Genomic DNA, 11,167 nt, shown 5'->3' on the forward strand with positions numbered 1-11,167 from the left:
AACAAGCTCGGTGAATAAGCCGGGCTTGTCGCATTTTAAGCCCTAAATCCTTCCACTTCCCGCCGCTGTAACCGAAGCACTCCGGGCACAGCGGCCACTTCCAGTTGTTCGGCGCTGGCAATGCCGGACTCGGTGAGCCAGTCGCCGCCGATAATCACTTCGCCGTTCTCCCGTACCCAGTCCGCGCCCAAATCTTGCCGGTCCTGGCTGAGCTCGCAGAGTTCATTCCAGGTGGCTTCATCGGTGACGGTGGTGATCCAGAGTGTGTGATGCTGGAGCGTCAGTTGCAGCGGCGTGCCGGTGGTAAATCCCAATGCGGGCAACGCGCCGCCTGCCAGTGTCAGCTCCGGGATCGGTTCAGGGATAAAGGTGATGTTCATACGTTCCCTTCCGTGGTTGGCGCGGTGCGAATAATCAGTTGGCCGTGTTCGGCGGTAATGCTCACCGGTTGACCTTTGGTAAACCCCAGCTGTTCCAGCCATCTTCCCTTGATGGTCAGTTGCGGTGTTGGGTTGGGCCTGCCGCCGTTGGGGCGGTAGCCAACAATGCTCTTGCGGGCTTGGGGTGTGGCGGGTTCTGACTTATGATGTTGCTCAGCCATAGTAACTACCTCTATTAGTTGCTTGTGGTTAGCGGGGCTGAAGTGTTGGCGCACCTCGCCAGCCCACGCCCGGCAGACACCTCAGCGCCGTGCAGCCAAAAGACGCTGCACGGCGCTGAGGTGTCCCGAAAAACCGTCAGCTAATGGCAAATCGGAAAACGGCTGGTATGCTGTCGGACATGAAAAAATCCCTGTTCCTGGTACTGAGCTTATTGTTCAGCCTGGTGATAAACATCACCGGGTCAGGTGCGTCTGTGGGTGAAAAGTGCGTATCGGGACTTTTTACCTGGCCGGGGAGTGAATACTGGGCAAAACCGGTTGTAACTGACGGAGAGCACAGGGAAAAAGTGAGTTCGTCTGAGGGTCGGACGTCGGACCTTGTTAAACCGATCTTTGATAAAGAGAAAGAGCAACGGCGGTTGAAAGAAGCACAGCTGATAGGTGAAATCGGCAGCCAGGTGGCGGATGTTGCCCGAACCCAGGGTGAAATCAATGGGCTGAAGGCGGCGAAAGATAAGCATGGCGATCTGCCAGTAGATAAACTGCGTGAAACCCAGGAATATAAAGATGCCATGAAGCAGTACGGCACTGGGAGCGCGTTGCAGCAGGGGATCCAGGCGGCCACCGCGGCGATCCAGGGGCTGGCAGGCGGTGATATGGCGAAAGCGCTGGCGGGTGCCAGTGCACCGTATCTGGCTGAAGTCATTCACAAGATGACTACCAGTGCAGACGGCAAGACAGTGAATACCGAAGCCAACCTGATGGCCCACGCGGTTCTGGGGGCGGTGACGGCAGCAGTGAATGGCAACAGCGCATTAGCAGGAGCAAGCGGCGCCGTGATGGGGGAATATATTGCCCAGCAGATGTACCCCGGCATCAAGCGTGAAGATCTTACGGAAGAACAGCGTCAGACCATCAGTGCACTGGGAACATTGGCGGCGGGGTTGGCTGGTGGTATTGTGGGTGACAGCACGGCCAACGCTCTGGCAAGCGCTCAGGCTGGTAAGAATGCGGTGGAGAATAATGCGCTGAGTACAGGCTCAGATCTTGGTTTCTGGCTGGGCAATACCCCAGGCTGTGATACGGCCTGTAAGACCGGCATTGCGAAAGGCGTTGCTGAAGGAAATCTGGTGGTGTCAGCAGGCGTTGCTGGAGTGGCTGGCGGTGCACTGATAATAGGAGCAACACCGGAAATAGTGGCGGCAGCCAAAGCGGCACTGGAAGGTTGTAAAGCGGCACCGGCAATCTGTCTGAATAACGCGGGGTTGCAAGTAGCAGAAGGAGTTACACCTGGTGGTGTAGGTGCAGCGGGTGCTATTGGGGTTGGTAAAACGGCCGCAGAGGCGGCGGCGGCGAAAGCAGAAGCTGTTGTGGCTAATGCCGCTAAGAATGCAGGAAAGGGTACAACAGGTTCTTTAAGCGGCCAACCAACTAAACTGCCACCAAATGCTTCAGCAGAAAATATACGTTCATTGCAACGAGAAAATGAGGGGGCAGCGATCCTGTCTCAAAATGGCTATCATGTTGAGCAGAACCCTGTAACACCAGGAGTTAAAAATCCAGACTATAAAATCAATGGTGAGGTGTTCGATAACATTGCCCCTAAAACAAACTCAGTTCGTAATATTTATGACCGAGCTTTAGAAAAAGTGAATAGTGGTCAAACAAACAATGTTGTTATCAACTTGGCAGATACAAAAGCAAGCGTTAGTGATTTGCAAAAACAATTTAGTGATTGGCCAATCAAAGGATTAGATAAGGTTATCGTTATCGACCAGTCAGGAAAGCCAATTCGAATTAAGTAAGGTGAAAAAATGTCAATTGATATAGCGTGTTACACATCAATAAGTATTGATGAGCTGAAGGAAAGGTTAAGTGCGGTGAGAGCAAAGTACGACCATCTCTTTGATGGCCCGTATCTTATGTTTGATCCACATACAATTTTAAGTCGCCAACAGCTTGCGCTGATTGATGATCGTGTTGAAAAATACAATCAAGAGACTAAGCTATTAATTGCTGAAGAGTTCGGTCTAAAAGAACCAATGTCTTATTTTTTGATTGCAGTCAATGATAAATCCTTCCCTGCGTTGAACACTGCTGAAATAGCAGATGTGTTCAGGCAAGAGTTAGGAGAAGGAAATATTATTGTGCTTTTAAATGGTGAAGACCTAATCTAAATCTTGTGATGAATCCCGGCCAACTGGCTGGAGCCTGTCCATAATTCTGTGTAACTGCCAGCGTATTAAAGGTGCTCGTTTAGACGGTCACCAAACTCGATAATAAAGCGGCTCATCGCCAACCGCCAGTTCTGGATTGGCATACTCCATTTTTCGATGCTGCCTGGATCGCCAGATAAATCACTTTTCGCACTGAGTCGTCTGTTGGGAACACCTTACGTTTCTTTATCGCCTGCCGGATTACGCTGTTCAGCGATTCTATAGCGTTGGTCGTGTAAATGGCCTTGCGGATATCCGCAGGGTAACCGAAGAACGTGTTGAGATTTTCCCAGTGGGTACGCCAGCTTTTGCTGATTTGCGGGTATTTCTCATCCCAGATACCTGCAAACTTATCCAATGCCATCAGGGCGGCTTCCTCTGTCGGGGCCTGATACACCGTTTTCAGCACGCTAGTCACCGCTTTGTAGTCTTTCCACGAAACGTATTTCAGGCTGTTACGCACCATGTGGATAATGCATAACTGGATGTGGGTTTGCGGATAAACGCTGTTTATCGCCTCTGGGAAGCCCTTCAAGCCGTCCACGCAGGCAATCAGAATGTCCTGAAGCCCCCGATTTTTCAACTCGCTCAACACGTTGAGCCAGAACTTTGCTCCCTCATTCTCGGCTAGCCACATGCCCAGCAGTTCTTTTTACCTTCGGTATTAATCCCCAGAGCCAGGAAGACGGCCTTGTTGATGACACTGCCATTTTGACGCACTTTCACCACGATACAGTCAAGGTAAACAATGGGATACAGTGAGTCGAGGGGGCGATTCTGCCACTCGGTGACCTGTTCTTTGACGGCATCAGTGACTTTGGATATTAGCGTGGGTGACACATCGGCATCGTACATCTCCTTGAATGTGGCAACGATTTCCCTTGTGGTCATTCCTTTGGCATACAAGGATAAAATCTGGCTGTCCATCTGCGTGATACGTGTCTGATTTTTCTTGATTAACTGAGGCTCGAAAGTGTTTTCGCGATCACGGGGTGTATTCAGTTCGACCTCGCCATCATCAGTGAGCAGCGTCTTTGATGAGTAACCGTTGCGGGTATTCGAACCTGTTTTAGGGGCATTTTTTTCATGACCAAGGTGTTCGGTAAGCTCAGCATTCAACGCCGTTTCGACGGTGAGCTTGGTCAGCATACGAGAAAACGCATTAAGATCGGCTTCGGTTTTGAGGCCTTTAGCCAGTTCGGCAGCCAGTGCCTTAAGTTTCTTTTCGTCCATAATTTGCCTGTCTCCATTGTCAGGAAGAACATATCAAAAACAGGCAATTACACAATTTAAATTACAGTCTCACTGGCCGGGATCTTTGCTTCTACGCCTGAAATCTCCCATGGTCCCGCCATCGTAACCGGATCACTCCGGGTGCGGCGGTGATCTCCAGTTGTGCCACGTCGATGATCCCGGACTCTATGATCCAGGTGCCACCGATGATCAGCTCGCCGTTCTCGCGTACCCAATCCGCCCCTAAATCTTGCCGCTGTTGGCTGGCTTCGCACAGTGCGTTCCAGATGGCTGCATCGGTGACGAGGGTGATCTGTAGTCCCTCCAGTTTTTAGTACCACCGCCAATGAGGATCTCCGGCCAGTTTTTGCCTCGCATAGATAACCGGTGGCATATCACCCAGTGAGCTATGCGGGCGTTCCTCGCTATATTCTGTGCGCCAGTCTTCTGTTAGTTCACGTACTTCAGACAATGTTCTGAACAGATACATATCAAGTATTTCTGTTCGCAACGTTTTGTTAAATCGCTCGATAAATCCGTTCTGCATCGGCTTTCCGGGCTGAATAAAATCGAGTATCACTCCATGCATCTCTGCCCACTCGGATAAGGCCGCGGCAGTGAGTTCTGGCCCGTTATCACTTCGTATATAAGTCGGGTAGCCGCGTTCTGCACTTAATCGCTCCAGAATGCGCACAACACGATGAGCCGGTATATTCAAGTCAACTTCGATTGCCAGTGCTTCCCGGTTAAAGTCATCAACTACGTTAAATAACCGGAATCGCCGCCCGTCGCTCAAGGCATCACTCATAAAATCAACTGACCAACAGTGGTTCATTTTATGTGGAATAACCAACGGCTGTGGATGCCTGTTCGGTAAGCGTTTTTTCCTTTGCGTCGGAAGTTGAGTTTTAACAATCGATAGATCCGGTAAACCCGCTTTGCATTCCACAGTAATCCTGCTTGGCGTAACTTATTGAACATAAGTCCAAAACCATAGGCCGGATACTGATGTGCCAGTTTTTGTAGCGCCTCGACCACAGGCAGATCCCGTACTGTGTTCGGGCAATAATGCAACAGGCTTCGACTGATACCGATAATCCGGCACCCGCGTCGTTCGCTGGCCTGATGTTCCGTCATGACGTAACGCACCAACTCACGCTTTTCGGGTACCGTTAAAGTTTTTTGAAACAACATCCTTAAGAATTTCATGATCTAAGCTCAAGGAAGCATACATCTGCTTTAACCGACGGTTTTCCTCTTCCAGCTCTTTCATTCGTTTGATATCAGAGGACTCCATGCCGCCGTATTTAGATTTCCAGTTGTAATAGCTGGCTTCCGACACACCGTTTTCACGGCACACATCCTTCACATGCCGACCCCCTTCAACTTCTTTCAGGACCCTCAGGATCTGAGTTTCAGTGAAACGCGCTTTCTTCATGATGAGCCTCCGTTGGTTGTATTTTAACCAGAGAACTCCATTAAGCGGTAAGACTAAATTCAGGGGGACTACAACCTGATTCTACTTATCACCTCCGTTAAAAATGGAAGGGGATTGCCAGAGATTCGACGACCATGTTGTTCATTTATCTCGAATATGTAATAAAAGGAGGGTGGCGATTTATAACAATGAAAGAGTCGAGGCGTCCGGATTTTTCTCCCATAATATCTGGCTGCCAAACTATGAAAATGCGACGGTGATTCGGATCTATACACCCAATATTTGTGAATCTGAGTCAGCCGAAAGATCAAAGAGATCATTTCCCCAGAACTGAGCTGCAATCATTCTCTCACCTATCCCCACCTCACCAATTAAAAACTCCGCTGAACCATAGATATAATAATGTGGAATAGCTCATCCTTCGCCTGTGCTGCCGTAATAGCGCCACAGGCAGTGGCGTAGGACAACCCCTCCGCAGCGCCGAGCATTGCCCAGAGTGCAGCATCTGAAATGCCGTTTTTGCCACAGAATGGGGCAAATATCTTGCGGCATTTCTCGGTAAAAATGACTGCGTAATCATTCCTGATTTTTTCCAGCTCGGGCGTACCGGCTAGAGCTGCAATCACACTGGGCATCTCACGCCCCTGAAGCAAGACACACTCAATGTAGGACGTAGCAATAACAGAGGCTAATGCTTCAAGCTCAGGTTTGGCTTTTTGGATGGCATCATCCATTAGCGCGGTTTGGCGGCGATCAAATTCTTGATAAAGCGTAGCAAACAACCCAGAACGGTTGGTGAAATGGTCATAAACCACAGGTTTGGTTACCCCCGACTGCTCAGCCAGATGGCCGAGCGTCAACGCTTCCGTTCCTTCCTCATCGATTATCTTCCACGCAGTTTCCACAAGCTGTGCATAACGCTCTTCTCTTGATAAACGAACCCGCGAAAGTGTTTTGGACACCATAGCAATTTTACCCGTTGACAGACTTATATACTAAAGGTAACTTACCGATGGTAACTTACTGTTGGTATATAGAGTACGTCTTACACCCGTTTATGACAATAGGAGTGTCTAACATGCACGCGTTAATTGTTCTTTCCCATCCCCTTGGCACTTCATTGACGCATAGCGTTGTAACGGCCATTTCTGAAGGGATAACCAAGGCCGATCCAACCAATACATTTGAAATTGCCGATCTCACTCGCGAGGGGTTTAATCCGGTTTTCTCTGCCCCGGATTTCGACGCTTTTCAAAAAATAAGCGAGGTTCCGCCGGATATTCTGGCAGAACAGTCACGTATTGGCGGTGCTGACGCCTTGGTTTTGGTGTTCCCGATTTATTGGTGGACTATGCCTGCGTTGCTTAAAGGGTGGATAGATCGCGTGTTTTCAAATGGCTGGGCCTACGAGGAAACGGCTGATGGCAGCACGATAAAGAAACTGGGGCATTTACCGGTGCATCTTGTTGCTTTGGGGGCCGCAGGTAAAGGCGTTTATGATCGTCACGGCTTTACTGACGCCTTTAACGCGCAGATAGTGCACGGTATTTTTGATTATTGTGGCGCTCCGGTTGTGACATGCGAAATGTTACTGATGCCTGAACTGGGCGAGCCGAAGGCTTGCCTTGATGCTGCGCGACATATTGGGTGCGGCATCTTCCAGCCGGTTTATGCGCAATAGTTCGAAACTTAAAGCATATATAACGGCTGCTACAATAAGGGTGCCGTTTTTTTATACACTCAGCCTGGTGTTAGCACAAAAGCCTAAATGTCGGTGGCTTTTAGATTATAAGTTATTCATTTAGCAATATAAATAGGATGCCATTAAGGCACCGTATAAGGACATTACAATGAATAAGCCAAGATTACTCTCCCTTGCTGTTATCGCCGGTATGAGTCTGTTGGGGTATGCATCATTATCCTGTGCTCAAGAAAAACTGGAGACGAAAAAAGAGATCAAGGTTATCAGTTATAATGCTTACTGGGGAATGAAGTCAGATAAATCAGAAGGCAAGCAGAAGTTTATTGAATGGGCTAAAAAGCAGGACGCCGATATTATCGCCTGGCAGGAAATGAACCACTTTACCCGTGATTCGTTAGAAAAATTTGCCGCTGCCTATGGGCATAAATATGCGGTGCTACTCAAAGAGTCGATAGATCCGAAGGATGACGAATTCTTCCCAACGGCGATCACGTCCAAATACCCGATCGTCAATGTCAGGAAGCAGGTGGATAACCTGTGGCACGGGGCGCTATTTGCCGATGTAGGTAAATACCATTTTGTCGTTACCCATATGAATCCTTTTTGGACATCGAAAAGAATCGATGAAATGGAACTGATCCTGGATTCGATCAAATACGGCAACGATCCTCAGGGGAAATGGATTATCGCAGGGGATCTTAATTCGTTCTCCCCGCTGGATAAGAGCGGTTATAACGAAAGCGTGATGGTCAAGGACCTGACAAAAAAAGAGCAAGAAAGACCGATTCTGCATAATCTGGTCAATGGGAAAATGGATTATACCGTCCAGCAGAACATTCTGGATCGCGGTTATATTGATGTGCTGAAACATAAATATCCAGACACCTTTATGGCCACGGCACCGACCAAGATATTCTATGACCAGGCTAAGACGCCGCTGCGCTACGACTATATTTATGTCTCTCCGGTTATGGAAAAAGACGTTGTTGACGTGAAAGTGCTTAAAGATGATTTTACCGATCAATACTCAGATCACTACCCGGTAGAAATGATTATAAAAAACAATTAATTTACGGATTAAACAAGCGTGACTCTTGCCTTGTAACGACTAAGGCTAACCACTTCTCTTGTAGTTTTTCGCTACTACAAAATGGTTGGTCATTATCTTTACCGCCTCACCCTTGCAGGGGGTAAGGTGGCACAATCATTAATCTTATGCTCAAGTATTGGGCATTTTATCGTCTGATTGTCACTTCATCCGGTGATTTTTAACGGGTGTTTGGCCAGCGAAACGAGTAATAAACGGCAGGCTTAAGACGGAGGGTGCTAATGGTGTCCCCTGCAGGAATCGAACCTGCAACTAGCCCTTAGGAGGGGCTCGTTATATCCATTTAACTAAGGGGACGCCACGGCAGTATACCCTTTTTTACCGGCAGAATAAGCGCTTAGCGGTGCGTTTGCTCATTCCATCACCAAATTGCGGTGAATTTTATGCCGTCAACCGCTTTACCTCAGCTTTTTGATCTCTTCTCCGCCTCCTTTTGCAGCTTCAGGCGTTCGGCTTTGGCTTTGTCACTCATGTCATTGCGGATCTGTGCATGGCTGATCAGGGCGAAGATAAAGGTGCCGCCGATAATATTGCCGGCCAACGTCGGTATGGCGAACGGGTAGATAAACGCATGCCACGGGATTGCGCCGGTAAACACCAGATACAGGATCTCGACCGAGCCGACCACGATATGGGTGAGATCGCAAATTCCCACCAGATAGGTCATCAGCACGATCACCCAGATCTTGGCGGCACCAGATGAAGGGAACATCCAGACCATGGTGGCGATAATCCAACCCGCCAGAATGCCGTTGGCAAACATCTCGCCAGGGGAGTTGTGCATCACTTCTTGTGACAGCTCAGTAAAGGCAGCGCGAGTTTCCTCATCAAAAAGAGGCATATAGATAAATGCCAGCGCCGCCAGGCCGGTGCCGATCAGGTTGCCCAGCAGCACAATGCCCCACAGGCGGAACAGAATGATGAAGTTCTTCGGCGTCGGTTTTTGCATGATTGGCAGCACGGCAGTGACGGTGTTTTCCGTAAACAACTGCTGGCGAGCCATGATCACGATGATAAAACCAAAGGTGTAGCCGATGTTCTCGATAAAAAAACGGCTCGGATCATCTGGCAGGCGTGCGTGGAAAATTCCTTTGGCCATCAGTGAGGCCCCGATCGAAAGGCCCGCCGCCAAGGCAGACAAAAGCAATGCCAGCCAATCGCGCTCCAGCTCTTTTTCACCCTCCATACGGATTTGCTCATGCACGGCGGCGGCGCGTGAAGGCAGCTTTTCCTCGTCCACCTCTATGCTCGATTCACCACGATCGTGCTCTTTGCTTTCGACTTTGACGCTATCTTCAGCCGGGATGTCTGGTTTATCGCTCAACGTTGCATCTCCTGTAGGTTGATAACTAAGCGTAGCCGCTGATATCACGATAGGAAGAGCAACAGATAAATGTAAAAAAAGTAACCAAATTTTTACATTGACGGTTTTTTCTACGTAATTTTGATCTGGTGCGCAATATTACCCCTAATGGAGTACATCCTAGGTGGGCCGCAGGCTACGAGCGACCTGCGGCTTATGCTATGATGCGACATTCCCAAGAAAAAATGAGTCCTCCATGCTCGAAGCCAAAAGTCTGCGTTGTATCCGTGACGAACGAACCTTGTTTGACGGGTTGAGTTTTTTGGTAAATCCGGGCGACATTATTCAGGTCGAAGGGCCAAATGGCGCAGGTAAAACCAGCCTGCTGCGGATCCTGGCCGGATTGGCGCAGCCAGACAGCGGTGAAGTGCTGTGGCAGGGGGAAAACACGCGGCAACACCGCGATCGTTATCATCAGGATTTACTGTTTCTGGGGCATCAGCCAGGGATTAAATCGATGCTGACTCCGTTTGAAAACCTGCAGTTTTATCAGGCCGTGGGGCAACAACCCAATCGCCAGGCTATCTGGCAGGCGCTGGAGCAGGTGGGGCTGGTCGGTTATGAAGACGTGCCGGTGGCACAGCTTTCTGCCGGGCAACAGCGGCGAGTCGCGCTGGCCCGGTTGTGGCTCAGCAACAGCCCGTTGTGGATCCTGGATGAACCGTTAACGGCAATAGATAAGCAGGGCGTGGTGGAACTGATCGCGCTCTTTGAGCAACATGCACAGCAGGGTGGCTTGGTATTGTTGACCACGCATCAGGATTTAACCGGTACACATCAGGCGATACGCAAGATCCGCCTGGCACAGACCAGCGTGGAGATTGCCTGATGTTCCTCATCATACTGCGTCGGGAGCTGAAAATAGCTTTCCGTAAAGGCTCTGAGATCGTGAACCCGCTGTGGTTCTTTCTGATTGTGATCACCCTGTTTCCGCTGGGCGTTGGGCCAGAGCCACAATTGTTGGCACGCATTGCGCCAGGGATTATCTGGGTGGCAGCATTATTGGCGTCGTTACTTTCGCTGGAACGTCTGTTCCGTGACGACTTTCTGGATGGTTCTTTGGAGCAACTGTTGTTATTGCCAGCGCCACTGCCAATGACGGTGTTAGGCAAAGTATGTGCTCACTGGGTAGTGACGGGATTACCGCTGCTGATCCTCTCACCGCTGGTGGCATTGTTATTGTCGCTGGATGTGAATACCTGGATGGCGACGGCGCTGACCCTGCTGTTGGGTACGCCAACGCTGAGCCTGATTGGCGCTATCGGCGTGGCATTGACGGTGGGATTGCGTAAGGGCGGTGTGCTGTTGAGCCTGCTGGTGCTGCCGCTGTATATCCCTGTACTGATATTTGCCACCGCCGCCATCGATGCAGCGTCGATGGGGATGCCGATAGATGGTTACCTGGCCATTCTGGGTGCCATGCTGGCGGGTAGCGTAACGCTGGCGCCTTTTGCTACCGCTGCTGCGTTGCGTGTAAGCGTACACTAGCTGCAAAGAATAATGCGG

At 49.8% G+C, this 11,167-nt stretch carries 10 protein-coding genes, 1 tRNA gene and 3 pseudogenes; 6 read left to right on the top strand and 8 right to left on the bottom strand.

Annotated features, from left to right (window positions below):
- Nucleotides 1-35 precede the first annotated feature (35 nt).
- Together ACQ86O_RS13285 and ACQ86O_RS13290 are read right to left on the bottom strand one after the other, a co-directional pair.
- A complete protein-coding gene (locus ACQ86O_RS13285) occupies nt 36-380 on the bottom strand; it encodes a hypothetical protein (protein WP_431225579.1) in 345 nt (114 codons plus the stop codon).
- Nucleotides 377-601 (bottom strand): SymE family type I addiction module toxin, encoded by a 225-nt coding sequence (locus tag ACQ86O_RS13290; RefSeq protein WP_431225580.1) that lies wholly within the window; start codon nt 599-601, stop codon nt 377-379. Before ACQ86O_RS13290 ends, ACQ86O_RS13285 begins: the two co-directional genes overlap by 4 nt.
- A 380-nt stretch (nt 602-981) precedes the next feature.
- On the opposite strand from ACQ86O_RS13290, the pseudogene ACQ86O_RS13295 reads away from it, so the two are divergent.
- Nucleotides 982-2,406: pseudogene (locus tag ACQ86O_RS13295) on the top strand (VENN motif pre-toxin domain-containing protein); the annotation flags it as partial.
- A gap of 9 nt (nt 2,407-2,415) precedes the next feature.
- Nucleotides 2,416-2,778 (top strand): hypothetical protein, encoded by a 363-nt coding sequence (locus tag ACQ86O_RS13300; protein WP_431225581.1) that lies wholly within the window; start codon nt 2,416-2,418, stop codon nt 2,776-2,778.
- A gap of 65 nt (nt 2,779-2,843) precedes the next feature.
- On the opposite strand, the pseudogene ACQ86O_RS13305 reads toward ACQ86O_RS13300, so the two are convergent.
- From ACQ86O_RS13305 to ACQ86O_RS13320, 4 genes and pseudogenes are all read right to left on the bottom strand, one after another.
- Nucleotides 2,844-4,050 (bottom strand): annotated as a pseudogene (locus ACQ86O_RS13305) (IS256 family transposase).
- A 91-nt stretch (nt 4,051-4,141) separates the two neighbouring features.
- Nucleotides 4,142-4,378, bottom strand: a complete 237-nt coding sequence (locus ACQ86O_RS13310) for a hypothetical protein (protein ID WP_431225725.1) — start codon at nt 4,376-4,378, stop codon at nt 4,142-4,144.
- A gap of 3 nt (nt 4,379-4,381) precedes the next feature.
- Nucleotides 4,382-5,488: pseudogene (locus ACQ86O_RS13315) on the bottom strand (IS3 family transposase).
- A 371-nt stretch (nt 5,489-5,859) separates the two neighbouring features.
- Nucleotides 5,860-6,453, bottom strand: a complete 594-nt coding sequence (locus tag ACQ86O_RS13320; RefSeq protein WP_431225582.1) for a TetR/AcrR family transcriptional regulator — start codon at nt 6,451-6,453, stop codon at nt 5,860-5,862.
- A 113-nt stretch (nt 6,454-6,566) separates the two neighbouring features.
- Here ACQ86O_RS13320 and ACQ86O_RS13325 point away from each other — a divergent pair, with 113 nt between their 5' ends.
- The gene (locus ACQ86O_RS13325) at nt 6,567-7,169 is read left to right on the top strand and encodes an NAD(P)H-dependent oxidoreductase (protein ID WP_431225726.1); all 603 of its coding nucleotides are present in this window, start codon (nt 6,567-6,569) and stop codon (nt 7,167-7,169) included.
- Between the two features lie 169 nt (nt 7,170-7,338).
- Nucleotides 7,339-8,259, top strand: a complete 921-nt coding sequence (locus ACQ86O_RS13330) for an endonuclease/exonuclease/phosphatase family protein (protein WP_431225583.1) — start codon at nt 7,339-7,341, stop codon at nt 8,257-8,259.
- A 261-nt stretch (nt 8,260-8,520) separates the two neighbouring features.
- Here ACQ86O_RS13330 and ACQ86O_RS13335 read toward each other — a convergent pair.
- Both ACQ86O_RS13335 and ACQ86O_RS13340 read right to left on the bottom strand, forming a co-directional pair.
- Nucleotides 8,521-8,595 (bottom strand) — tRNA-Arg (locus ACQ86O_RS13335).
- A gap of 106 nt (nt 8,596-8,701) precedes the next feature.
- Entirely contained in the window at nt 8,702-9,622 is a 921-nt protein-coding gene (locus ACQ86O_RS13340) for a formate/nitrite transporter family protein (RefSeq protein WP_431225584.1), read from the bottom strand.
- A 235-nt stretch (nt 9,623-9,857) separates the two neighbouring features.
- Here ACQ86O_RS13340 and ccmA point away from each other — a divergent pair, with 235 nt between their 5' ends.
- Nucleotides 9,858-10,490: a cytochrome c biogenesis heme-transporting ATPase CcmA gene (ccmA, locus tag ACQ86O_RS13345; protein ID WP_431225585.1), complete on the top strand. Its 633-nt coding sequence runs from the start codon at nt 9,858-9,860 to the stop codon at nt 10,488-10,490.
- Nucleotides 10,490-11,149, top strand: a complete 660-nt coding sequence (gene ccmB, locus ACQ86O_RS13350) for a heme exporter protein CcmB (RefSeq protein WP_431225586.1) — start codon at nt 10,490-10,492, stop codon at nt 11,147-11,149. The genes ccmA and ccmB overlap by 1 nt, the downstream gene beginning before the upstream one ends.
- The last annotated feature ends 18 nt before the right edge of the window (nt 11,150-11,167 follow it).

The organism is Serratia sp. L9 (genome assembly GCF_050632285.1).
Classification (GTDB): Bacteria; Pseudomonadota; Gammaproteobacteria; order Enterobacterales; family Enterobacteriaceae; genus Chania.